Source organism: Mycobacterium sp. NGS16 (genome assembly GCF_059813225.1).
Genome location: NZ_JCALEE010000009.1, coordinates 38664 through 62597 on the forward strand (window position 1 = coordinate 38664; position 23934 = coordinate 62597).

A 23934-nucleotide genomic window follows, 5' to 3' on the forward strand; every position below is an offset into this window, starting at 1 on the left:
AGTCGTGGTGGCTAGTTGTTCTCGGTGACCGCGAGTTCACGCTCGACGGCTTCGGAGAGGCGCTCCTGGATGAACGGCACGGGGATCTTGGCGATGATCTCGCCGAAGAAACCCCGCACGATCAGGCGCCGGGCTTGTTTTTCCGGAATGCCGCGGGCCTGCAAGTAGAACAGCTGCAGGTCGTCGAAGCGCCCGGTGGCGCTGGCGTGGCCGGCCTGGACGATCTCGCCGGTCTCGATCTCGAGGTTGGGGATCGAATCCGCGCGGGCGCCGTCGGCCAGCACCAGGTTGCGGTTCACCTCGAAGGTGTCGGTGCCCACGCCCGCCGCGCGGATCAGCACGTCGCCCACCCAGACGGTGTGCGCGTCCGGCAGCGCCGAATCCGGGTCGCCCTGCAGCGCACCCTTGTAGAGCACGTTGGAGCGGCAGTTGGGCTGGCTGTGGTCGACCAGCAGCCGCGATTCGAGGTGCTGGCCGTCGTCGGCGAAGTACAGGCCGAGCAGCTCGGCGTCGCCACCCGGACCGTCAAAGCGGACCCGGCCGGTCAGCCGCACCACCTCCCCGCCCAGCTGCACCGCGGTGTGGCGCAACACCGCATCCTTGCCCAGCGCCGCGTGGTGCATGCTGACGTGCACCAGGTCGGCGGCGGCCTCGGCGAGCCACACCACGGTCAGCTGCGCGGCGTCACCGACGACGAATTCGACGTTGTCGGCGTAGGTTCCGCTGCCCCGCACGTCGATCACGACGGTGGCACGCGACAGGTCCTCGGCGCGCAGCTGCAGGTGCCCGTAGGCCGTCGCACCGGAACCCGGACCGGTGACGGTGACGGTGATCGGCTCCTCGATGCTCGCGCCCTTGGGCACGGTGACCACCGTCGCCTCGCGGAACGCCGAGAACGCTTGGGCCGCAACACGGTCGGCGGGAACTCCGGCGGCGCCCAGCCGGTCATCACCGCGCGCCACGGTCTCGCTGCGCACCGCCGCATCCGCCGAGACCTCGATCGTGGCCGCGGCGTCGGCGACCGCGGAACCGTCGTGTAGGCCGCGCAGCCGGCGCAGCGGGGTGAATCGCCAGATCTCGTCGCGGCCGTGCGGCACCTCGAAGGCGTCGACGTCGAACGAGGTGAATTGGGTTCCCTTGTTGATGCTTTCGGCCGCTTCGGTGAGGTTGGTTCCGGAGAGGGAGGTCGTCACTAGCCCACCGAGCCTTCCATCTGCAGCTGGATCAGCTTGTTGAGCTCCAGGGCGTACTCCATCGGCAGTTCCTTGGCGATCGGCTCGACGAAGCCGCGCACCACCATCGCCATCGCCTCGTCCTCGGTCAGGCCCCGGCTCATCAGGTAGAACAACTGGTTCTCGCTGACCTTGGACACGGTGGCCTCGTGGCCCACGGTGACGTCGTCCTCGCGGATGTCGACATACGGGTAGGTGTCGCTGCGGCTGACGTCGTCGACCAGCAGCGCATCGCATTTCACGCTCGACTTCGCGCCGTGGGCGCCCTTGTGGATCTCCACCAGGCCCCGGTAGGAGGAGCGGCCGCCGCTGCGCGCCACGGACTTGGAGACGATGTTGGATGAGGTGTTGGGCGCCAGGTGCAGCATCTTGGCGCCGGTGTCCTGGTGCTGGTCCTCGCCGGCGAACGCCACCGAGAGCACCTCGCCCTTGGCGTGCTCGCCGGTCATCCACACCGCCGGGTACTTCATGGTGACCTTGGAGCCGATGTTGCCGTCGACCCACTCCATGGTGGCGCCCTCTTCGGCCCGCGCCCGCTTGGTGACCAGGTTGTAGACGTTGACCGACCAGTTCTGGATGGTGGTGTAGCGGCAGCGGCCGCGCGGCTTGACGACGATCTCCACCACCGCCGAGTGCAGCGAGTCGCTCGAGTACACCGGTGCGGTGCAGCCCTCGATGTAGTGCACGTAGGCGTCCTCGTCGACGATGATCAGGGTGCGCTCGAACTGGCCCATGTTCTCGGTGTTGATCCGGAAGTAGGCCTGCAGCGGGATGTCCACGTGCACGCCCTTGGGCACGTAGATGAACGATCCGCCGCTCCACACCGCGGTGTTGAGCGCGGAGAACTTGTTGTCCCCGGCCGGGATCACGGTGGCGAAGTGTTCCCGGAACAGCTCCTCGTGCTCCCGCAGCGCGGTGTCGGTGTCGAGGAAGATGACCCCTTGCGCCTCAAGGTCTTCGCGGATCTTGTGGTACACCACCTCGGATTCGTACTGGGCGGCTACCCCGCCGATGTAGCGCTGCTTCTCGGCTTCCGGGATGCCGAGGCGGTCATAGGTGTTGCGGATGTCGTCGGGCAGGTCATCCCAGGTCTGGGCCTGCTTCTCAGTGGACCGCACGAAGTACTTGATGTTGTCGAAGTCGATGCCGGACAGATCCGAACCCCAGTTGGGCATGGGCTTTTTCATGAACGTCCGGTACGCCCGCAGCCGGGCTTCCAGCATCCACTCCGGCTCGTTCTTCTTTGCGGAGATGTCGCGCACGACGTCCTCGGTCAGGCCACGCTGGGCGGCGGCGCCCGCGACATCGCTGTCGGCCCAGCCGTATTCGTAGCGGCCCAGCGACGCGATCGTCTCTTCCTGGGTCGCCGGCTCGGCGCCTGCCGGGGAGACCGCTGCGGCGGCCTCGGGGGTGAGTGTCATGGTGACGCTCCTTTGATGCTCGTGGTGGCTTCGGCGCAGGCTGTGCGCCGAAGGTCGGTAAGTGCGGTCAGCGACGTTTGCTGCTCTTGCCGGTCTTGGTGGTCTTGTTGATCAGCGGTACGTGGGTGGTGCAGACGTAGCCGCCGTCGGCGATGGTCGCCAGCCGCTGCACGTGGGTGCCGAGTACTTCGGCCATGGCCTGCCGTTCGGCCCGGCACAGCTCCGGGAACTCCTTGGCGACGTTGGCCACCGGGCAATGGTGCTGCAGGATCTGCACCCCCGGGACACCGCCGTCCACCCGGGCGGTGGAAGCGGCGTAGCCGGCCTCGGTCAACGCCGCGGCGATCCGTTCTGCGGTGGCCTCCAGGTCCCCGTCGGAGTCACTGTCGGCACCGGCGGCGACGGCGGCGACCTCGGACAGGATGCCGTCGATGCGCTGGCGGGCGAAGGCGACCACCGCGTCCTCGCCGCCGATCTCGCGCAGCTGACGCATCGCGGCCACCGCGAGGTCGTCGTAGCGGTGGCCGAGCTTGCCCCGACCGGCAGCGGTGAGCTGGAACCGCTTGGCCGGCCGGCCGCGCCCCACCTGCTGCCAGGACGCCGGCGCATGTGCCTCGGCGTCACCCATCTCGATCAGGGCATCCAGGTGGCGCCGCACCCCGGCGGCCGACAGTCCCAGCCGGGCGCCGATCTCACCGGCGGTGATGGAACCGGACTCCATCAGCAGGCGCACCACCGCCTGACGGGTCCGGCCCTCCGGTGAGTCGTGGCCGCCGGCGACGTCCGGCTGAGTCGCAGGCGAAACCGCACCGCCGGGACGTTGCCCGGCGGTTTCGGTGGCGGCCTTCGCCTCAGCCTCGAATTTCACAACACCAGTGTGACGCAATTCCGGGGCCGGGTCTAGAAAGGGTTACCTCAGTTCGGCCGGAATCGGCAGTTACGCTGGTCACAGCCCGCGCGCCTACCGGCGGGGCCCGAGGGTCTCGGCGGGCGGCCGTTACGCTGCTGGGATGGCAGCCCGCCGGCACTCGCTGAGCACGTCGATCGCGCACCTGCACGGCGATGAGCGCACCGTCGGCACCCCCCTCAACGACGCCGAACTGGTCGCGCTGCGGCGCACCCGGCTGTTCGGCGCGGCCGGCACCGTGCTGATGGCGATCGGGGCGCTCGGGGCCGGTGCGCGGCCGGTGATCCAAGACCCCACCTTCGGGGTGCGGCTGCTCAACCTGCCGTCCCGGCTGCAGACGGTGGCGCTGACCATGACCACCACCGGCGCGGTGATGATGGCACTGGCCTGGCTGATGCTGGGCCGTTTCGCTCTCGGCAAGCGGCGGATGTCACGCAGCCAGCTCGACCGCACCCTGCTGCTGTGGATGCTGCCGCTGCTGGTCGCCCCGCCGATGTACAGCAAGGACGTCTACTCCTACCTGGCCCAGAGTCAGATCTCCCGGCTGGGACTGGACCCCTACCGGGTGGGCCCGGCGCCGGCGCTGGGGCTCGACCACGTGTTCACCCTGTCGGTGCCCAGCCTGTGGCGGGAGACGCCGGCCCCCTACGGACCGCTGTTCTTGTGGATCGGCCGGGGAATCTCGGCACTGACCGGCGAGAACATCGTCACCGCGGTGTTGTGCCACCGGGCGGTGGTGCTGCTGGGCGTCGGGCTGATCGTGTGGGCGGTGCCGCGGCTGGCGGCCCGCTGCGGGGTGGCCGAGGTCAGCGCCCTGTGGTTGGGCGCGGCCAACCCGCTGCTGCTGATGCACTTGGTCGCCGGGATCCACAACGAGGCCCTGATGCTTGGCCTGATGCTGACCGGCACGGAGTTCGCCCTGCGCGGGATCACCGCGGCCAAGCCCCTGCTGCCGGGTCGGCGCCGGCGGGTTCATGCGGCGGTCCCAGCTTCGCCTCTCCTCCGTCGAGCCTCGCTGAACCGCCGGCGGGACTGGGCTCCGCTGGCCGCGTTGCTCCTCGGCGCGGTGCTGATCACGATGTCGTCGCAGGTCAAACTGCCGTCACTGCTGGCACTCGGCTTCGTGGCGATGGCCCTGGGCTGGCGCTGGGGCGGTGACCTGCGGGCGTTTGTGCTGGCCGGGCTCGGAAGCAGCGCGCTGGCGGCGGCGGTGATGGGCCTGATCGGCTGGGCCAGCGGGCTGGGCTTTGGCTGGGTGTTCACCCTCGGCACCGCCAACGTGGTCCGCAGCTGGATGTCGCCCCCGACGCTGCTCGCCCTGGGCACCGGCCAGGTGGGCATCCTGCTGGGCCTGGGCGATCACACCACCGCGGTGCTCTCGCTGACGCGTGGCATCGGCGTGCTGATCATCGCGGTGATGGTCATCTGGCTGCTGCTGGTGGTGTTCCAAGGCCGGCTGCATCCGGTCGGCGGACTCGGCGTCGCGCTGGGCATCACGGTGCTGCTGTTCCCGGTGGTGCAGCCCTGGTATCTGCTGTGGGCGATCATCCCGCTCGCCGCCTGGGCAACCCGCCCGAGCTTCCGCATCGCGGTGATCGCCGTCACGCTGGTGGTCGGCATCTTCGGGCCGACCGCCAACGGCGACCGCTTCGCGTTGTTCCAGATCGTCGACGCCACCCTGGCCAGCGCCGTCGTGGTGCTGGCGTTGTTCCTGCTGACCTACCGGCACCTGCCGTGGCGGGAGCTGCCCGCCCCGCCCGGCCGCCCGGCCGATGAGCCGAGCCCGGGACCCACCCCGCGGTCCGCCGCCGTTGCCGACGCTTACGCTGATTCCCCGTGAACTCAGCTGTCGCGGTGCGGTTGCGCGGAGTGCGCAAACGTTACGGGGCCGGTCCGTCAGCGACCGAGGCGGTCGCCGGCCTTGATCTCGAGGTGCACACCGCCGAAGTATTCGCGCTGCTCGGCCCCAACGGTGCCGGCAAGACGACGACGGTCGAGATGTGCGAGGGCTTCGTCCGCCCGGACGCCGGCACCATCGAAGTGCTCGGACTCGACCCGGTTGCCGACAACGCCCGGCTGCGGGAACGCATCGGGGTGATGCTGCAGGGCGGCGGCGGCTACCCGGCCGCCCGCGCCGGCGAGATGCTCAAGCTGGTGGCGTCGTATTCGGCGAACCCGCTGGACCCGCAGTGGCTGCTGGACACCCTCGGCCTGACCGATGCGGCGCGCACCACCTACCGCAGGCTCTCGGGCGGCCAGCAACAGCGACTCGCCCTGGCCTGCGCCCTGGTCGGTCGCCCGGAACTGGTGTTCCTCGATGAGCCCACTGCCGGCATGGACGCCCACGCGCGCCTGCTGGTCTGGGAGCTGATCGACGCGCTGCGCCGCGACGGTGTGACCGTGGTGCTGACCACGCACCATCTTCGGGAGGCCGAGGAGCTCGCCGACCGGTTGTTGATCATCGACCACGGGACGGCGGTGGCCGCCGGGACCCCGGCGGAGCTGACCCGCAGCGGCGCCCAGGGACAGGTGCGGTTCACCGCACCCCCGCGCCTGGATCTGTCGTTGCTGACCACCGCGCTGCCGGAGGGCTACCGGGCCAGCGAGGTGCAGCCCGGCGAATACCTCGTCGAAGGACCGGTCGACCCGCAGGTGCTGGCGACCGTCACCGCCTGGTGCGCCCGCCTCGACGTGCTGGCCACCCAGCTGCGGGTGGAACAGCGCAGCCTGGAGGACGTGTTCTTGGAGCTGACCGGACGGGAGCTGCGCGCATGAGCCATCAGTCGTTCCCACCGGGCACTTTCACCCCCGCCCCCCGGCCGGCCGGCGTACCGGCCATGCTGGCCGCGCAATACCGGCTGGAGCTGACCCTGCTGCTGCGCAACGGCGAGCAGCTGCTGCTGACGATGTTCATTCCGATCACGCTGTTGATCGGGATGTCGGTGCTGCCGCTGGGCCCGTTCGGCGAGGGCCACGCCGAGCGCGCTACCACCTTGCTGCCGGTGATCATGTCGCTGGCCGTGATCGCCACCGCCTTCACCGGCCAGGCGATCGCGGTGGCCTTCGACCGCCGCTACGGGGCACTGAAACGACTGGGCGCCACCGCGTTGCCGGTGTGGGGCGTGATCACCGGTAAGTCCCTGTCGGTGGCGACGGTGGTACTGCTGCAGTCGGTGCTGCTCGGGGTGATCGGCGTCGCGCTCGGCTGGCGCCCACCGCTGATCGGGCTGGGGCTGGGTGCGGTGGTCATCGCGCTGGGCACGGCATGCTTCGCGGCGCTGGGCCTGCTGCTCGGCGGCAGTCTTCGGGCCGAGATCGTGCTGGCCCTGGCCAACCTGATGTGGTTCGTGTTCGGCGGATTCTCGGCGCTGACGGTGGAGACCGATCTGGTGCCCGGCACCATCCGCTGGCTCGCCCGGCTCACCCCGTCGGGGGCGCTCACCGAGGCGCTGGCCCAAGCGCTGACCGTCTCGTTCGACTGGTTCGGGGTCGCGGTGGTGGCGGTGTGGGGGCTGCTGGCCGGGGCCGGCGCGGTGCGCTGGTTCCGCTTCAGCTGACGCCGGCCTACTACGACCTGTAGTTACCGATCCTCTACGATCCCTGCGTGGGACGATTCCTGATGCGCCTGGTGGATCTGCTGCCGGACCCGAGCCTGCGCACCCAGCGGCTGCTGGCCGCCGCGGTCGTCTTCACCCAGGGCTTCATCTCGGTGACCGGTGCGATCGTGCGCGTCACCGCCTCCGGGCTGGGCTGCCCCACCTGGCCGCAGTGCTTCCCGGGCAGTTACGTCCCGGTGGCGGTTTCGGAAGTTCCGCGGATCCATCAGGCCATCGAGTTCGGCAACCGGATGGTGACCTTCGCGGTGGTCATCACCTCGGCGCTGGCGGTGCTGGCGCTGATCCTGGCGCGGCGGCGCACCGAGGTGCTGGTCTACGCCTGGTTGATGCCGGCCTCCACGGTGGCACAGGCGGTGATCGGCGGGATCACGGTGCGCACCGGGCTGGCCTGGTGGACGGTGGCCGTACACCTGCTGGTCTCGATGCTGATGGTCTGGCTGGCGGTGCTGCTCTATGTCAAGGTCGGCGAACCCGACGGGGCTGCGACGGTGGTGCGTCAGCGGGTGCCGGCGCCGCTACGCACGTTGACGGGGTTGTGCGCCGCCACGCTGGCCACCGTGCTGGTCACCGGCACCCTGGTCACCGGCGCCGGGCCGCACGCCGGCGACAAGAGCGCGACCCGCACGGTGGCCCGGCTCAAAGTCGAGGTGGCCACGCTGGCTCACCTGCACGAGTCTTTGCTGATCGCGTTCCTGGGGCTGCTGGTGGGCCTGGCGTTCGGGCTGGCTGCGGTGCGGGCGGCCACGCCGGTGCTGCGCCGGCTTGCGGTGGTGATCGTGTTGACCTTCGGGCAGGGGCTGATCGGTGTCGTCCAATATTTCACCGGGGTGCCCGCCGTGCTGGTCACCATGCATGTGGCCGGCGCGGTGCTGGTCACCGGTGCGACGGCGGCGCTATGGGTGTCGTTGCGCGAGCGGGCCCAGCCCGAGCCGCTCTAACGCCGCCCCGACTTCGCGGGCGAAGCGGCGCTGCGCCCGGTCACGTTCGTCGGCATCGATATCGGCCCAACCCAGTTGCGGCGCAACCAGGTCCAGGCCGACCAGTCGCGCGTCGGCGGCGGTCCCGGTGACGTCGGCGCGGGCGTAGAGCAGCTCCTCGATCCGGATGCTCAACCGTTCGGCGGCTGCGCGCAGGGCGGCGCGACCGACATCCCACAGCTCGAAGTCCGGGTCGCTACCGGCCGCGCCGAACGCGTGCGAGCGGCCTCCGCCGAAAAACACCAGCGCCGTGTGGCTGCTCGATCCGCCGGGCGAGGTCGGCACCCCGTCACACTGCAGATCGGCCAGGTAGCGCCGGTCGGCGTTCCAGGCCACCGCTTCCGGCGGGTTCAGCAGGTTGCGCACGCGCTGGGTCCACGCCGCGAATTCGGCGCGCCGGTGCGGGGCGCCGCCGGCCGTGCGCAGGATCACCAGGTCCGCCTCGAGGGTGCCCGGATCGTCCCAGGGCAAGCGGTGGGCGTGCAGCCCCCGATGCCGCAGCGCGGCGACCAGGCCCGCGTCGTCGGCCGCGGCCGCACCGTCATCGTCACCGCGCCGCGGATCGCCCGCCAGCACGATGCGCGGGTGGAGGATATCGGGCCGGGCCAGCTTCATGCAGACCTCACAGTCGGAGATGATAGTCACCATGTACGCCGTGGAAGTCGCCGCGACCGGCGGCCCAGAGGTCTTGACCCTGGTCGACAGGCCCCAGCCCTCCCCCGCCGCCGGTGAGGTGGTGATCCAGGCCGAGGCGGTCGGGGTCAACTACATCGACACCTATTTCCGCTCCGGGATATACCCGGCAGAACTGCCGTTCGTGGTCGGCAGCGAAGCCGCCGGCACCGTGGCCGCGGTCGGGGCGGGGGTGACGTCGCTCAGCGTGGGTGACCGCGTGGTGACTGCGGCCGCGACCGGCGCTTATGCCCAATACTGCACGGCGCCAGCATCTTTGGTGGCCGCGATCCCCGCGGGCGTCGACTCCGGCGTGGCGGCGGCCGCGCTGCTCAAGGGTCTGACCGCGCACTACCTGATCACGTCGGTGTATCCGGTGCAACGCGGCGACACGGTGTTGTTGCACGCCGGCGCGGGCGGGGTGGGGCTGATCCTGACCCAGTGGGCCACGGCGCTTGGCGCCCGGGTGATCACCACGGTGTCGACTCCGGCCAAGGCCGAATTGTCGCGTCGGGCCGGCGCGGTCGAGGTACTCGACTACCCCACTGATGCCGCCGGGTTCGGCGCCCGCATCCGGGAGTTGACCGGCGGCAGCGGGGCCGCTGCGGTGTACGACGGCGTAGGTGCGGCGACCTTCGACGCCAGCTTGGCCAGTCTCGCGATCCGGGGCACGCTGGCGCTGTTCGGTGCGGCCAGCGGTCCGGTTGCGCCGGTGGATCCGCAACGGCTCAATGCCGCCGGGTCGGTGTACCTGACCCGGCCGAACCTGGCTCACTTCACCCGTACCGCCGAGGAATTCTCCTGGCGCACAGCAGAATTGTTCGACGCGATCGCGACAGGCCTGATCGCGGTGACGGTGAGCCGGCGTTACCCGCTGGCCGAAGCGGCCGCGGCGCACCGGGATCTGCAGGCCCGCAAGACCACCGGCTCGATTGTGCTGGTGCCCTAGCCGGCCCGCCAACCGTCGGGCAGCAATGGCAGCCGTGGGCTGTCGGCGAATTCCGCCGCGGCCAGCCGGGTCAAGCCGGTCGCGTTGACGCCCGGCCTGCTCACGCTCCCGCTGTCGCCCAGCGGCCCCGCCCCCTGGCCCGAGTCGGCGCCGACTTTGATTACGGCGTCGCCGTGGTCGCGTTTGATCGCGCGCCGGCGGCGGCGCGCGCGTGCTCGTGCGGTGGCCGCAGCCGCCACAGCGGCAGCATCCGGCTCCGGTGCTTTCCTGCTGGCGCTCGCTGGGGCACTCGCCCCGGCGCCGGTGCCGACCCGCGGCGTGCATCCGGGCCCGCCGCCGACCAGGTACGGGTAGGCAAACGCCTGTGCTGCCGCCGGCGGGGGCGCCGGGGCCGGCGGCGGGCCGGCGGGCGGGCCGGGCGCCGCGGGCGACGACGCCGCCGCCGGCGCCGCCACGGCCGGCATGCCGGGGGCGCTGCTGACAACCGTCGGGACCGCCGGTGTAGCCGACGGGGCGGCAGGGAGCGCTGCGGTCGCGGCGGGGGGTGCGGGCAGGCCGGCCAACCCGCCGAGTCCGCCCAACGCGCCGGCGGGGGCGGCCGCTGTGCCGGCGGCGAGCGCCAGCATCGGAGCCGACTGGCTGACGGCGGTGGTGAATTGCGCCACGTGCGTCGGCCAGTCGAACAGGGCGACGGCGAGCAGGTACTGCCACGCCGCCGTCGGGTTCTGGGCGCCGGAGTACTGGAAATTCTCCAGCAGTTCCAGGGCGCGGGCCAGGTACCAGATCGGCTCACTGGCGTTGGCGTAGTAGTCGTAGACGTGCCCGTTGAGCGTTCCAGCGGTCGGATCCCAGTTCACTCCGACGTTCTTGAGCAGCTGCGCGATCGCCAGATCCAGCGGGCTGCCGACCTTCGGATCGTGGGCGACCAGTCCGTCGGAGATGCCCAGCCGCTCCAGAAAGTCGCGTAGCGGATCGCTCGACTGTCCCGGGCCGGCGATGATCGGCGGAGCGGCGGCGGTGTCCGTAACCGAGGCCACCGCCGACTCTGTCACCGCCTCATAGGCGGTCATCGTCGTGGCCGCCTGCACCCACATCCGCGCATAGTCAGCCTCGTTGACCGCAATCGGAATCGTGTTGATCCCAAAGAAATTCGTCGCCACCAACACCGCGTGCACCGCATGGTTGGCCGCCAGCTCCGGCAAGGTCGGCATCGCCGCCAACGCGCTCAGATAGGCCCCGGCGGCCACCTCACACTGCGTCGCTGCTGCGGCACTGCTGGCAGCCGCTTGGCTCAGCCAGGCCAGGTACGGGGCATGGGCCGTGACGTACGCATGCGCGCTGGGCCCCTGCCACGCCCCGGATTGCACCGCGGCCACCACCGCGGTCAGCTCCTCGGCCACGGCGGCGTACTCGGCGCTCAGCTCCGCCCAGGCCCCGGCGGCCGCCATCAGCGGCCCGGCTCCCGGGCCCGCACTCAGCAACGCCGAATGCACCTCTGGCGGCGACGCCATCCATACCCCTGGCACGCCCACCGAGTTTAGTGCATGGAACTTTAGTTTTCGCCTACCCGAACTTTATTGGGTGTCGTCGTCCCCATCCCAGCTGCCCGGCACCATCGGCTGCTGCGGCCCGCCGCCGAACGCGCCGGCCAGCCGGGCCATCCCCGCCGCGGCAAACTGCCCCTTGGCGGCATTGCCGGCGAATCCCAGCGGCCCGGCACCGCGCTCGGCGGCCACCACCGGCTCGACGTCGGGCAGTTGCCAGTCCGGATCGACCCCCACGCCCATCGTCATGAACTGATCGCCGTGGTCGTGTTTGGTGGCGCGCCGCCGGCGCCGGGCCTGCGCGCGCTCCCGGTTGGCCTCGCGGGCCGCGGCCGCCGCGGCGGCGCTGTCGGGTTCGGGCGCCTTGCGGGCCGCACGGGCGGCGGCGCCCATCCCCGAGCCCGAGCCGATGCCGGGCCCGCCGATCAGGTAGGGCGGGACGAACGACGCGCCGGCCGGCGCCGGCGGCGCGCCGGCTGCCGGCGCGGGGCCCGCGGCCGCGCTCGCCGGTGCCGGCGGCGCCGGGGCCGATGCGCTGACCGTGGCGGACACCGCCGGGGCAGGTGGTGCGGTGCCCGCCGCCGGCAACCCAGGCCCGGCCGGGTCGCCGGGCAGCGCCGGGATGGGCGGCGCCGGCTGCGGCGGCCCGGCCAGCCCGGCCAACCCGGCGAAGCCGCCCACGGCGCCGACCGGGGCGACCATCACTCCGACGGCGATGGCGAACAACTGGGGCGTTTGCCCCGCCCAGGTGGCGATCTCGGCGATGTGGGTCGGCCAATCGAACTCGGCAAGCTGGACCAGATACTGGAAGGCCAGTGTCGGATTGTGTTGGAGATACACGCCGAACTGTTGGAAGTCCTCGAACAACTCCAGCGACCGGACCAGCCAGAACATCGGCTGGCTGGGATCGGTGTACTGGTCGTAGGGAATGCCGTTCATCATGGCGTGGGCGGGGTCCCAATTGACCTGTCCATTGCTGACGGTGTTCAGCATCTTGGCGATGAGCTGATCCAGCGGATCGTTGACGGTGGGGTCGGTGTGATCGTGGTCGTCCTGAGGCGTTGCCGCATCGGCTTTGGCGATCTGTGGCGCCGGGCCGGTATGCGGCGTCGAGGCCACCGCGGCGCCGGCCACCGCCTCATAGGTCGCCATCGTCGTGGCGGCCTGCACCCACATCCGCGCGTAGTCGGCCTCGTTGACCGCGATCGGAATCGTGTTGATCCCGAAGAAATTCGTCGCCATCAGCGCAGCATGCACGGCATGGTTGGCCGCCAGCTCCGGCAAGGTCGGCATGGCCGCCAGGGCGGCCGTGTAGGCCGTCGCCGCCGTCTCACTTCGCGCCGCGGCCGCCGCACTGTCGGCACCGGCCTGGGTCAGCCAGGCCAGATACGGCGCGTGGGCCGCCACGTAGGCCTCCGCGCTCGGCCCCTGCCACGCCCCGGACTGCACCGCCCCCAGCATCACCATCAGCTCGTCGGCGACCGCGGTGTACTCGCTGTCCAACGCCGACCACGCGGCCGCCGACGCCAGCAGTGGTCCAGGCCCCGGCCCAGCGCTCAACAACGCCGAATGCACCTCCGGCGGCGACGCCATCCACACCGGGGCCAGCGTCACGACCGACCCACGCTGTTGAACATGATTTTCATTATCGAGGATTCAATACCACCGCGCCCGCCGACGCAAGCCCTGTTCACCCTCGTTTAGCCGCGCCCCCGGCACACCGGGAAGCGGCGCGGCTGGCACCATCGCCGATATGCCGATTCCGCAGTTCATCGTCGACCTCCGGGCCAGCATCGGCTCCGCCCCGCTGTGGCTGATCGGCGTGACGGCGGTAGTGCTGCGCGGCGAGGAGGTGCTGCTGGTCGAGCGGGCCGACAACGGTATCTGGGCGCCGGTGACCGGGATCGTCGATCCGGGTGAGGAGCCGGCCGACGCCGCCGTCCGCGAAGTCGCCGAAGAGACCGGGGTCGTCGCGGTACCGGAGCGGCTGGCCTGGGTGCACGCCACCGCACCGGTGATCCACGCCAACGGGGATCACGCCCAGTACCTCGACCATGTCTTCGCCATGCGCTGGGTGGCCGGCGATCCCTACCCGGCCGACGACGAGAGCACCGACGCGCGCTGGTCGCCGCTGACCGCGCTGCCCGACATGCCCGAGCGGATGCGGACTCGCATCAGCGCGGCGCTGGGCGGGAGCGGCCAAACCCGGTTCGAGTGGAACGGCGGGTCTTAGAACACCGTGGGCAGGCCGATGGCCGAGTCCACCGCCAGTGCGCAGAACACCACCGCCAGGTAGTTGTTCGACTGCAGGAACAGCCGCAGCGGTTTGACGGGCTCACCGCGGCGCACCCCGGCGTAGAGCTGGTGGGCCATGGTCAAGAACCACACCCCGGCCAGGAACGCGACCGAGGCGTACAGCCACCCGGCGGCGGGCACCAGCGCCAGCGTGGCCGCCACCGTCGCCCAGGTGTAGACCACGATGCGGTGCGTGACGACGCGCTCACTGGCGACCACCGGCAGCATCGGCACCCCGGCCGCGGCGTAGTCGTCCTTGTACCGCATCGCCAACGCCCAGGTGTGCGGCGGCGTCCAGAAGAAGATGACCGCGAACATCACCAGCGCCGGCCAGCCGATGGTGCCGGTCACTGCCGACCAGCCGATCACCACCGGCATACAGCCGGCCGCCCCGCCCCACACCACGTTCTGCGAGGTGTGCCGCTTGAGCAGCATCGAATAGACCAGCACGTAGAAGGCGATGGTGGCCACCGCCAGCAGGCCCGACACCAGGTAGGTGGTGCGCCACAGCCAGACGAACGAGATCGCGCCGAGCACCAGGCCGAACACCAGCGCATTGCGGGTCGGCACCGCGTCGCGGGCCAACGGCCGCCGCGCCGTGCGCTTCATCACCTTGTCGATGTCGGCGTCGACGACACAGTTGAGCGCGTGAGCGCCCGCGGCGGCCAACATCCCGCCGATCAGGGTGTTGAAGATGAGCAGCGGATTCACCGTGCCGCGGTCGGCCAACAACATCGCCGGAATGGTGGTGACCAGCAGTAACTCGATGATCCGTGGCTTGGTCAACGACAGGTAGGCCAGCAACGTGGAACGTATTGCGCGTATTCGGCGCGGCGCGGCGCGCTCGCGAATACTCACGTGATGACTCCTCAGATTGCAGCAGCGACGCCAGCGTCTACTACGAACGATGGTAGACCGCGCAGCCGGGTCGGCCGAATCGCAGGGTCGATTCGTGGGTAATCCACACGGCGACCAGAGCGGCAACACCGCCCGTGCGCGCACTAAATTGTTGGCGGCAACCCGCTGCACGCGGCTCCGCCGCCCTCGCGATCGCCGCTAGGGTGAGAACTAACCAGGCTTGCCTAGACATAACTCGAAGATGAGGACTTCAAGTTCGTGACCACTGCTGCAGAGATCTCCGCCCTTACCCGCCCCCACCATCCCGACGACTGGGCCGAGATCGACTCGGTCGCCGTCGACACCGCCCGGGTGCTGGCCGCCGATGCGGTGCAGAAGGTCGGTAACGGCCACCCCGGCACGGCGATGAGCCTGGCGCCCCTGGCCTACACGCTGTTCCAGCGGGTGATGCGCCACGACCCCTCCGACACGCACTGGCTGGGCCGCGACCGGTTCGTGCTGTCCTGTGGGCACTCCAGCCTGACCCTGTACATCCAGCTCTACCTGGGCGGGTTCGGCCTGGAGCTGTCCGACATCGAGGCGCTGCGCACCTGGGGCTCCAAGACCCCCGGGCACCCGGAGTTCCGCCACACCAGGGGTGTGGAGATCACCACCGGCCCGCTCGGCCAGGGTCTGGCATCCGCGGTCGGGATGGCGATGGCCGCGCGCTATGAGCGTGGGTTGTTCGACCCGGACGCCGCCCCCGGCGAGAGCCCGTTCGACCACTACATCTACGTGATCGCCTCCGACGGCGACATCGAAGAAGGTGTCACCAGTGAGGCGTCCTCGTTGGCCGCGGTGCAGCAGCTGGGCAACCTGATCGTGTTCTACGACCACAACAAGATCTCCATCGAAGACGACACCAACATCGCGATGTGTGAGGACACCGCCGCCCGGTACGAGGCCTACGGCTGGCACGTGCAGCGCATCGAGGGTGGCGAGAACGTGACCGGCATCGAGGAGGCGATCGCCAACGCGAAGGCGGTCACCGACCGGCCGTCATTCATCGAGCTGCGCACCATCATCGGCTACCCGGCGCCGAATCTGATGAACACCGGGAAGGCTCATGGCGCGGCACTCGGCGACGACGAGGTGGCCGCCACCAAGTCCGCGCTCGGGTTCGACCCGGACAAGTCGTTCGATGTCCGCGAGGACGTGATCACCCACACCCGGGGTCTGGTGGGCCGCGGCAAGGCGGCGCACGAGGCCTGGCAGGCCGACTTCGAGGCGTGGGCGGCCCGCGAGCCGCAGCGCAAGGCCCTGCTGGACCGGCTGACCGCCGGTGAGCTGCCGGATGGCTGGGACGCCGACCTGCCCTACTGGGAGCCCGGCTCCAAGGCGGTGGCCACCCGCGCCGCCTCCGGCAAGGTGCTGTCGGCGGTCGGGCCGAAGCTTCCCGAATTGTGGGGCGGCTCAGCCGATCTGGCCGGCAGCAACAACACCACCATGGACGGTGTCGACTCGTTCGGGCCGGCGTCGATCTCAACCGGCGAATACACCGCGAACCCCTACGGGCGCACCCTGCACTTCGGTGTTCGCGAGCATGCCATGGGCGCGATCCTGTCCGGCATCGTGCTGCACGGGCCGACCCGCGCCTACGGCGGCACTTTCCTGCAGTTCTCCGACTACATGCGGCCCGCAGTGCGGCTGGCGGCGCTGATGGACATCGACCCGATCTACGTGTGGACCCACGACTCGATCGGCCTGGGCGAGGACGGACCCACCCACCAGCCGATCGAGCACCTGTCGGCGCTGCGGGCCATCCCCCAGCTGTCGGTGGTGCGTCCCGCCGACGCCAACGAGACCGCCTACGCCTGGCGCACCGTGTTGGCGCGCGGCGCCGACAGCGGCCCGGTCGGGATGATCCTGACCCGGCAGGGGCTGCCGATCTTGGAGGGCACCGACCCCGAAGGCGTCGCACGTGGCGGCTACGTGCTCGGTGGCGCCGGCACCGAGCAACCCGACGTGGTGCTGATCGCCACCGGGTCTGAAGTGCAGCTCGCCGTGGAGGCGCAGAAATTGTTGGCGGACAAGAACATCAACGCCCGCGTGGTGTCGATGACCTGCCTGGAATGGTTCGAGTCGCAGCCGGCCGAATACCGCGACGCGGTGCTGCCCCCGGCGGTGTCGGCGCGGGTCGCGGTCGAAGCCGGGGTCGCGCAGTGCTGGCATAAGGTGGTGGGCGACACCGGCGAGATCGTGTCGATCGAGCACTACGGGGAATCCGCCGACTACAAGACGCTGTTCCGTGAGTTCGGTTTCACGGCCGAGGCCGTCGTCGCCGCCGCCGAACGCGCCCTGGACAACTGAGGACAACTGCAGTCAATTGAGAAGGAGCGCACCATGACTCAGAACGAAAGGCTTGCCGCTCTCAGCGCCGCCGGCGTATCGGTGTGGCTTGACGATCTGTCCCGCGACCGTCTGACCTCGGGCAACCTGGCCGAACTCGTCGCCACCCGCAGTGTCGTCGGGGTGACCACCAACCCGACCATCTTCCAGAAAGCGCTGGAGAAGGGCCACGCCTACGACAAGCAGCTGGCCGAACTGGCCGCGCGTGGCGCCGATGTGGACGCGGTGATCCGCACCGTCACCACCGACGACGTACGCAACGCCTGCGACGTGTTGACCCAGGCGTGGGAGGCGTCCGACGGCGTCGACGGCCGGGTGTCGATCGAGGTCGACCCCCGGCTGGCTCATGACACCGACAAGACCATCGCCCAGGCCGTCGAGCTGTGGAAGATCGTCGACCGGCCGAACCTGTTCATCAAGATTCCCGCCACCAAGGCAGGGTTGCCGGCCATCACCGCGGTGCTGGCCGAAGGCGTCTCGGTCAACGTCACGCTGATCTTCTCCGTGGAGCGGCACCGCGAGGTGATGGACGCCTACCTGGCCGGCCTGGAAGCCGCCAAGGCGGCCGGCCACGACCTGTCCAAGATCCACTCGGTGGCGTCGTTCTTCGTCTCCCGGGTGGACACCGAGATCGACGCGCGGCTGGAGAAACTCGGCTCGGCCGAGGCGCTGGCGCTGCGCGGCAAGGCCGGGGTCGCCAACGCCCGGTTGGCCTACGCCGCCTACGAAGAGGTCTTCGCCGGCGAGCGCTTCACCGCGTTGGCGGCGCACGGCGCCCGGGTGCAGCGGCCGTTGTGGGCCTCGACCGGGGTGAAGAACCCGGATTACCCGGCCACCCTGTACGTCACCGAATTGGTGGCCCCGCACACCGTCAACACCATGCCGGAGCCGACCTTGGAGGCGGTGGCCGACCACGCCGATATCACCGGCGACACCATCGCCGGGACCGCGGCGGCGTCCCAACAGGTCTTCGATCAGCTCTCGGCGGTGGGCATCGATCTGACCGATGTGTTCCTGGTATTGGAGAACGAGGGCGTAGACAAGTTCGAGGCGTCCTGGGGCGAACTGCTGGACGCCACCGCGTCGCAGCTCGACGCCGCCAAGTGATCTGATGGCGGGCGCAGGGTCAGCGCGCAACACCTCCGCGGGGTGGCAGAACCCGCTGCGGGACAAGCGGGATAAGCGGTTGCCCCGGATCGCCGGCCCGTGCGGCGTGGTGATCTTCGGGGTCACCGGCGACCTCGCCCGGCGCAAGCTGATGCCGGCGATCTACGACCTGGCCAACCGCGGGCTGCTACCGCCGACCTTCGCCCTGGTCGGGTTCGCCCGCCGGGACTGGGCCGACGAGGACTTCGCCGACGTGGTCTACCAGGCCGTCAAACAGCACGCCCGGACCCCGTTCCGCCAAGTGGTCTGGGACCGGTTGGCTGCCGGATTCCGGTTCGTGACAGGCACCTTCGACGACGACGCCGCCTTCGCCCAGCTGGCCGCGACCCTCGAGGAGCTCGACGCCGAGCGCGGCACCGGCGGCAATCACGCCTTCTATCTGTCGATTCCGCCGGCCGCCTTCCCGGTGGTGTGCGAGAAGCTGCACGCGTCCGGGCTGGCCCGCCCGCGGGAGGGCCGCTGGAGCCGGGTGGTGATCGAGAAGCCGTTCGGACACGACCTGGCCAGCGCGGTCGAGCTCAACAGCGTGGTCAACAGCGTCTTCCCGGAGGAGTCGGTGTTTCGCATCGACCATTACCTGGGCAAGGAGACCGTCCAGAACATCCTGGCGCTGCGGTTCGCCAACCAACTGTTCGACCCGATCTGGAACGCGCACTACGTCGACCATGTGCAGATCACCATGGCTGAGGACATCGGTCTGGGCGGCCGGGCCGGCTACTACGACGGCATCGGCGCCGCCCGCGACGTGATCCAGAACCACCTGCTGCAGTTGCTGGCGCTGACCGCGATGGAGGAGCCGGTCAGCTTCTCCCCCGCCGAGTTGCAGGCCGAGAAGATCAAGGTCCTCTCGGCGACCAAGCTGGCGCTGCCGCTGGATGAGACCACCTCCCGGGGGCAGTACACCGCCGGCTGGCAGGGCGGCGAGCACGTCGTCGGTCTCCTCGACGAGGAGGGCTTCGCCCACGACTCCCGGACCGAGACCTTTGCGGCCATCACCTTGGAGGTCGATACCCGGCGCTGGGCCGGCGTGCCGTTTTACCTGCGCACCGGAAAGCGGCTGGGCCGGCGGGTCACCGAGATCGCGCTGGTGTTCAAGCGGGCGCCGCACCTGCCGTTCGACGACACGATGACCGACGAGCTGGGCAAGAACGCCCTGGTGATCCGGGTGCAGCCCGACGAGGGCATCACCTTGCGGTTCGGGTCCAAGGTGCCCGGCCATCTGATGGAGGTCCGCGACGTCAACATGGACTTCTCCTACGGCTCGGCGTTCTCCGAGGATTCGCCGGAAGCCTACGAACGGCTGATCCTCGACGTGCTGCTCGGTGAGCCGTCGCTGTTCCCGGTCAATGCCGAAGTCGAATTATCTTGGGAGATCCTGGATCCGGTGCTCGAGAACTGGGCGGAGCACGGCGGACCTGAGCCGTACGTGGCCGGCACCTGGGGTCCCCGGTCGTCGTTCGAGATGCTGGCGCGCTCCGGGCGGGAATGGCGGCGGCCCTGATGATCATCGACCTGCCGGACACCTCCACCAACGCGATCAACAAGAAACTCGATGAGTTGCGCGAGCAGGTCGGTGCGGCCACAACCGGCCGGGTGCTGAGCCTGATCATCGCCTTGGGAAGCACCGAGAACGACCTGCTGCTCGACGAGTCCATCGCCGCGGCCAACATGGCCAGCCAGGAGCATCCCAGCCGGGTGATCGTGGTGATGACCGACGACACCGAGGCCCGCCACGCCCGGCTGGACGCCCAGCTGCGGATGTTCGGCGACGCCGGCGCCGGCGAGGTGGTGGTGCTGCGGCTGTCCGGCCCGCTCGCCGGGCACGCCGACGCGGTCGTGGTGCCGTTCCTGTTGCCCGACATCCCGGTGGTGGCCTGGTGGCCCGAGATCGCCCCGGCGGCACCGGCCGAGGACCCGCTGGGTGCGCTGGCGGTGCGGCGGATCACCGACGCCACCAACAGTCCCGATCCGCTGGCGGCGATCAAGGGCCGGCGCAGCGGCTACACCGCCGGAGACACCGATCTGTCGTGGAGTCGCATCACCTATTGGCGGGCGCTGCTGGCCTCGGCGATGGATCAGCCGCCGTATGAGCCGATCCGCTCGGCGCTGGTGTCCGGACTGCCGACCGAACCGGCGTTGGACATTCTGGCCGGCTGGCTGGCCAGCCGCATCGACGGGCCGGTGCGCCGCGCGGTGGGCGAGCTCAAGATCGAGCTGGTGCGCGACAGCGAGACCGTGGTGCTGAGCCGGCCGCAAACCGGGGTGATCGCCACCTTGAGCCGCACCGCTACTCCGGATGCGCTGGTTCCGCTGCCACGCCGGGTGACGGCCGAGTGCCTGGCTGAAGACCTGCGCCGGCTGGACCCCGACCCGATCTACGGCTCCGCGCTGGGCGGCCTCGAGGAAGTGGAGTACCTGTGACCGTAGCGACCTACCGCGACACCGATGAACTCATCGCCGCCGCCGGCGATCGGCTGGCCGATGCGATCGAGGCGGCCGTCGCCGCCCGGGGCCGCGCGCTGATCGTGCTGACCGGCGGCGGCAACGGTATCGCGCTGCTCAAGCGCCTCGGCGAGCACGCGGCACGGATCGACTGGACATGCGTGCACCTGTTCTTCGGCGATGACCGGTTCGTCCCGGCGGACGATGCCGAACGCAACGACAAGCAGGCCCGCGAGGCGCTGCTGGGCCGCATCGAGATCCCGGCCGCCAATGTGCACGCCATGCCGGCCAGCGACGGAGAATGCGGCGACGACCTCGACGCCGCCGCGCAGGCGTATCAGGAGGTGCTCGCCGCCAACGCCGAACCCGGCCAGCCCGCACCGGATTTCGACGTTCACCTGCTGGGAATGGGCCCGGAGGGCCATATCAACTCGCTGTTCCCCGACACCCCCGCGGTGCGCGAAACCACCCGCCTGGTGGTCGGGGTGCCTGACTCCCCCAAGCCGCCGCCGCGCCGTATCACGCTGACGCTGCCCGCCGTGCGCCGCTCCCGCCAGGTGTGGCTGGTGGTGTCCGGGGCGGCCAAGGCCGAGGCGGTGGCCGCGGCGATCGGCGGTGCGGACCCGGTCTCGGTGCCCGCCGCCGGCGCGACGGGGCGCGAGCAGACGGTGTGGCTGCTCGATCAGGCCGCGGCCTCGCAGCTGCCCGCGCAATCTCGCTGACCGGGACTCGACGCTGTTTGCCACCACGTCATAATGAGCGACATGGCAGACAGAGGGTCGAACACCGGGGAACGCAAGCGGCTCAAGACATTGGCGCAGGCGGCGTTGAACGCCGACGTGACCGTCGGGCAGCTCGAGGATGTGCTGGGTGGCCTGGGCAACACGATGAACGCCTTGAACAGTTCACTGGCCGGCCTCAACGCCACGGTCGAACGCCTCGGTGACGGCCTGGACCATCTTGACGAGACCATGGCCAGTCTCGACGACCTGGCCCGCCGCCTGGTTGCCCTGATCGAGCCGGTGGAGACCATCGTCAGCCGGATGGACTACCTCGTCGCCGTCGGCGAGACGGCGATGTCGCCGTTGGCGGCGACCGAGAACGCGGTGCGCGGCATGTTCAACGCGATGCGCAACCGGGTGGTGCGCTAGCCACCGCCTGCGCGGCGCCCGGCCGGCTCAGGCGTACTTGATCAGCAGGCCCACCGCGATGATCGAGGTCAGCCAGATGGCGATGACGAAGTAGGTCAGCCGGTCGAGGTTCTTCTCCACCACCGTCGAGCCGGACAGGCTGGACTGCACGCCACCGCCGAACAGGGTCGACAGGCCGCCACCCTTGGCGCGGTGCAGCAGCACCAGCAGAATCACCAGCAGGCTGGTGATCACCAAGAGGATCTGCAGCGTCAAGATCATGCCGCTACCCTACCGGTCGCCGCGCCGCATCAGGGCAGGGGCCCGCCGGCGGCCAGCGCGGCCAGCATGGCGAACTGCTCGCCGTCCAGCGACGCCCCGCCGACCAGCCCGCCGTCGACGTCGGGCTGGCCGATCAGCTCGCCGATGTTCTTGGCATTGACCGAACCGCCGTAGAGCACCCGGACCGTGTCGGCGATTTTGGGCGAGGCGAGCTTGCCCAGCTCCGCGCGCACCTCCGCACACACCTCCTGGGCATCGGCGGCACCGGCGACCCGGCCGGTGCCGATCGCCCACACCGGCTCGTAGGCGATGACACTCTGGGCGATCTGGTCGGCGGACAGGCCGGCCAGCGAGCCACGCAACTGGTCCAGGCAGTGCTCGACATGGCCACCGGCCTCCCGGATCTCCAGGTGCTCGCCGATGCAGATGATCGGGGTCAGGCCGTGTTTGAGCGCGGCGGCCGCCTTGGCGGCCACCAGCGCGTCGTCCTCGCCGTGGTAGCTGCGCCGCTCGGAGTGCCCGACGACGACGTAGCTGCAGCCCAGCTTGGCCAGGAACGCCCCGCTGATCTCACCGGTATAGGCACCGGAGTCGTGCGGCGAGAGGTCCTGGGCACCGAAGGTCAGCCGCAGCTTGTCCCCGTCAACCAGAGTCTGCACGCTGCGCAGGTCGGTGAACGGCGGCAGCACCGTCACGTCGACCTTGTCGTAGTACTTGTCCGGCAGCGAGAACGCCACCTTCTGCACCAGCGCGATCGCCTCGAAATGGTTGAGGTTCATCTTCCAGTTGCCGGCGATCAGCGGTTTGCGACTCATTGCGCCCCTCCGGTCTCCAAGGCCTGCAGGCCCGGCAGTGCTTTGCCCTCAAGGTATTCCAGCGACGCCCCGCCTCCGGTGGAGATGTGCGAGAAACCGTCTTCGTTCAGACCCAGGGCTCGCACCGCCGCGGCGGAGTCCCCGCCGCCGACGACGCTGAACGCGCCCTTGCCGGTGGCCGCCGCGATCGCCTCGGCCACGCCCTTGGTGCCGGCGGCGAATGCCGGGAACTCGAACACCCCCATCGGGCCATTCCAGAAGATGGTCTGGGCGTTCGACAGCAGCGCGGCGAACCGCTCCACCGAGCCGGGACCGATGTCCAGGCCCATCTTGTTCTCGCCGATGGCGTCCGCCGCGACGACCTCGCCGGTGGCGGCGGCGTCGAACTTATCGGCGACGACGATGTCCACCGGTAGCCGCAGCACGTCACCGTAGTCCTCCAACAGCTGGCGGCAGGTGTCGACCATGTCGGCCTCCAGCAGCGAGGTGCCCACCGGCAACCCCTGGGCCGCCAGGAAGGTGAAGCACATGCCGCCGCCGATGACGATGGAATCGGCCTTGGTCGCCAGCGACTGGATCACACCCAGTTTGTCGGAGACCTTGGACCCGCCCAGCACCACCGCGTAGGGGCGCTCGGTCGACTCGGTCAGCTGCTGCAGCACCTGGATCTCCGCGGCCACCAGTGTCCCGGCGTAGGACGGCAGCAAGGTGGCGACGTCGTAGACCGAGGCCTGCTTGCGGTGCACCACCCCAAAACCGTCGGAGACGAACGCCCCCGGTGAACCGTCCGGGGCGGCGACCAGCTCGGCCAGTGCCCGGGCCAGCGCGAGGCGCTCGTTGTCGTCCTTGCTGGTCTCGCGGGGGTCGAACCGGATGTTCTCCAGCAGCAGCACGTCACCGTCGGTAAGGCCTTCGGCGCGGGCCAGCGCATCGGTGCCGACCACATCACCGGCCAGCTGGACGTGGCGGCCCAGCTGCTCACCGAGCGCCTTGGCGACCGGCGCCAGCGACAGCTTCGGGTCGGGCTGGCCCTTGGGGCGGCCCAGGTGCGCGGTCACCACCACCTTGGCGCCGGCCTCGACCAGCGCGCGCAGGGTGGGCACCGAGGCGGTGATCCGGCCCGGGTCGGTGATCGTGTCACCGTCGAGGGGGACGTTCAGGTCGGAGCGCACCAACACGCCCCGACCCGAAACTCCCTCGGCGATCAGTTCTGAAACAGCCTTGACCGAAGACACAGC

The 23934-nt window shown here is 70.1% G+C and carries 22 protein-coding genes; 12 read left to right on the top strand and 10 right to left on the bottom strand.

The features are described 5' to 3' along the window. Window positions 1-11: 11 nt before the first annotated feature. The 3 genes from sufD to AC5Y4Q_RS17975 form a co-directional block, all read right to left on the bottom strand. The gene (sufD, locus tag AC5Y4Q_RS17965) at window positions 12-1193 is read right to left on the bottom strand and encodes a Fe-S cluster assembly protein SufD (RefSeq protein WP_499959838.1); all 1182 of its coding nucleotides are present in this window, start codon (window positions 1191-1193) and stop codon (window positions 12-14) included. After that, window positions 1193-2653, bottom strand: a complete 1461-nt coding sequence (gene sufB / locus AC5Y4Q_RS17970; protein WP_499959840.1) for a Fe-S cluster assembly protein SufB — start codon at window positions 2651-2653, stop codon at window positions 1193-1195. The genes sufD and sufB overlap by 1 nt, the downstream gene beginning before the upstream one ends. A 67-nt stretch (window positions 2654-2720) precedes the next feature. Further along, window positions 2721-3521 (bottom strand): helix-turn-helix transcriptional regulator, encoded by an 801-nt coding sequence (locus tag AC5Y4Q_RS17975; RefSeq protein ID WP_499959842.1) that lies wholly within the window; start codon window positions 3519-3521, stop codon window positions 2721-2723. Between the two features lie 142 nt (window positions 3522-3663). Between AC5Y4Q_RS17975 and mptB the strand changes: the two genes are divergently transcribed. From mptB to AC5Y4Q_RS17995, 4 genes are all read left to right on the top strand, one after another. Beyond that, entirely contained in the window at window positions 3664-5400 is a 1737-nt protein-coding gene (mptB, locus tag AC5Y4Q_RS17980; RefSeq protein ID WP_499959844.1) for a polyprenol phosphomannose-dependent alpha 1,6 mannosyltransferase MptB, read from the top strand. Beyond that, window positions 5397-6335 carry an ABC transporter ATP-binding protein gene (locus AC5Y4Q_RS17985; protein ID WP_109535610.1) on the top strand — a complete coding sequence of 313 codons (939 nt, stop codon included), beginning with the start codon at window positions 5397-5399 and terminating at the stop codon, window positions 6333-6335. The genes mptB and AC5Y4Q_RS17985 overlap by 4 nt, the downstream gene beginning before the upstream one ends. Further along, window positions 6332-7117 carry an ABC transporter permease gene (locus AC5Y4Q_RS17990; RefSeq protein ID WP_064920937.1) on the top strand — a complete coding sequence of 262 codons (786 nt, stop codon included), beginning with the start codon at window positions 6332-6334 and terminating at the stop codon, window positions 7115-7117. Before AC5Y4Q_RS17985 ends, AC5Y4Q_RS17990 begins: the two co-directional genes overlap by 4 nt. Before the next feature lie 62 nt (window positions 7118-7179). Beyond that, the gene (locus tag AC5Y4Q_RS17995) at window positions 7180-8115 is read left to right on the top strand and encodes a COX15/CtaA family protein (RefSeq protein WP_499959887.1); all 936 of its coding nucleotides are present in this window, start codon (window positions 7180-7182) and stop codon (window positions 8113-8115) included. Here the strand turns inward: AC5Y4Q_RS17995 and AC5Y4Q_RS18000 are convergent. Further along, window positions 8071-8769, bottom strand: a complete 699-nt coding sequence (locus tag AC5Y4Q_RS18000) for a DcsG N-terminal domain-containing protein (protein ID WP_499959889.1) — start codon at window positions 8767-8769, stop codon at window positions 8071-8073. The two genes, AC5Y4Q_RS17995 and AC5Y4Q_RS18000, sit on opposite strands and share 45 nt — an antisense overlap. Window positions 8770-8800: 31 nt before the next feature. Between AC5Y4Q_RS18000 and AC5Y4Q_RS18005 the strand changes: the two genes are divergently transcribed. Beyond that, a complete protein-coding gene (locus AC5Y4Q_RS18005) occupies window positions 8801-9775 on the top strand; it encodes a quinone oxidoreductase family protein (RefSeq protein ID WP_064920939.1) in 975 nt (324 codons plus the stop codon). On the opposite strand, the gene AC5Y4Q_RS18010 is transcribed toward AC5Y4Q_RS18005, so the two are convergent. Together AC5Y4Q_RS18010 and AC5Y4Q_RS18015 are read right to left on the bottom strand one after the other, a co-directional pair. After that, on the bottom strand, window positions 9772-11286 hold the full coding sequence (locus AC5Y4Q_RS18010; RefSeq protein ID WP_499959845.1) for a PPE family protein: 1515 nt from the start codon (window positions 11284-11286) through the stop codon (window positions 9772-9774). The two genes, AC5Y4Q_RS18005 and AC5Y4Q_RS18010, sit on opposite strands and share 4 nt — an antisense overlap. Before the next feature lie 63 nt (window positions 11287-11349). Further along, entirely contained in the window at window positions 11350-12912 is a 1563-nt protein-coding gene (locus tag AC5Y4Q_RS18015) for a PPE family protein (RefSeq protein WP_499959891.1), read from the bottom strand. A gap of 160 nt (window positions 12913-13072) precedes the next feature. Between AC5Y4Q_RS18015 and AC5Y4Q_RS18020 the strand changes: the two genes are divergently transcribed. Next, complete coding sequence (locus AC5Y4Q_RS18020) at window positions 13073-13552, top strand: NUDIX hydrolase (protein ID WP_064921477.1); 480 nt, start codon at window positions 13073-13075, stop codon at window positions 13550-13552. On the opposite strand, the gene AC5Y4Q_RS18025 is transcribed toward AC5Y4Q_RS18020, so the two are convergent. Further along, window positions 13549-14472 carry a heme o synthase gene (locus tag AC5Y4Q_RS18025; protein ID WP_065019356.1) on the bottom strand — a complete coding sequence of 308 codons (924 nt, stop codon included), beginning with the start codon at window positions 14470-14472 and terminating at the stop codon, window positions 13549-13551. The genes AC5Y4Q_RS18020 and AC5Y4Q_RS18025 overlap by 4 nt on opposite strands. 258 nt (window positions 14473-14730) lie before the next feature. On the opposite strand from AC5Y4Q_RS18025, the gene tkt reads away from it, so the two are divergent. The 6 genes from tkt to AC5Y4Q_RS18055 are packed head-to-tail and all read left to right on the top strand — an operon-like array spanning window position 14731 to window position 21620. After that, window positions 14731-16821 carry a transketolase gene (tkt, locus tag AC5Y4Q_RS18030; RefSeq protein WP_499959848.1) on the top strand — a complete coding sequence of 697 codons (2091 nt, stop codon included), beginning with the start codon at window positions 14731-14733 and terminating at the stop codon, window positions 16819-16821. A 33-nt stretch (window positions 16822-16854) separates the two neighbouring features. Further along, entirely contained in the window at window positions 16855-17967 is a 1113-nt protein-coding gene (gene tal, locus AC5Y4Q_RS18035; protein ID WP_499959849.1) for a transaldolase, read from the top strand. Window positions 17968-17971: 4 nt separating this feature from the next. Further along, window positions 17972-19528, top strand: coding sequence for a glucose-6-phosphate dehydrogenase (gene zwf / locus AC5Y4Q_RS18040; RefSeq protein WP_064921481.1), 1557 nt, complete (start codon window positions 17972-17974; stop codon window positions 19526-19528). After that, window positions 19528-20448 (top strand): glucose-6-phosphate dehydrogenase assembly protein OpcA, encoded by a 921-nt coding sequence (gene opcA, locus AC5Y4Q_RS18045; protein WP_064921508.1) that lies wholly within the window; start codon window positions 19528-19530, stop codon window positions 20446-20448. Before zwf ends, opcA begins: the two co-directional genes overlap by 1 nt. Beyond that, window positions 20445-21191: a 6-phosphogluconolactonase gene (pgl, locus tag AC5Y4Q_RS18050; protein ID WP_499959852.1), complete on the top strand. Its 747-nt coding sequence runs from the start codon at window positions 20445-20447 to the stop codon at window positions 21189-21191. The genes opcA and pgl overlap by 4 nt, the downstream gene beginning before the upstream one ends. A 33-nt stretch (window positions 21192-21224) precedes the next feature. Beyond that, window positions 21225-21620 (top strand): hypothetical protein, encoded by a 396-nt coding sequence (locus AC5Y4Q_RS18055; RefSeq protein ID WP_064921483.1) that lies wholly within the window; start codon window positions 21225-21227, stop codon window positions 21618-21620. A gap of 27 nt (window positions 21621-21647) precedes the next feature. Here the strand turns inward: AC5Y4Q_RS18055 and secG are convergent, their stop codons facing one another. From secG to AC5Y4Q_RS18070, 3 genes are read right to left on the bottom strand one after another with little or no spacing between them, the layout of a single operon-like run. After that, on the bottom strand, window positions 21648-21881 hold the full coding sequence (gene secG / locus AC5Y4Q_RS18060) for a preprotein translocase subunit SecG (RefSeq protein ID WP_046188054.1): 234 nt from the start codon (window positions 21879-21881) through the stop codon (window positions 21648-21650). Window positions 21882-21910: 29 nt separating this feature from the next. Next, window positions 21911-22696, bottom strand: a complete 786-nt coding sequence (tpiA, locus tag AC5Y4Q_RS18065; RefSeq protein WP_064921484.1) for a triose-phosphate isomerase — start codon at window positions 22694-22696, stop codon at window positions 21911-21913. Further along, on the bottom strand, window positions 22693-23931 hold the full coding sequence (locus tag AC5Y4Q_RS18070) for a phosphoglycerate kinase (protein ID WP_064921485.1): 1239 nt from the start codon (window positions 23929-23931) through the stop codon (window positions 22693-22695). Before AC5Y4Q_RS18070 ends, tpiA begins: the two co-directional genes overlap by 4 nt. Window positions 23932-23934: the final 3 nt, after the last annotated feature.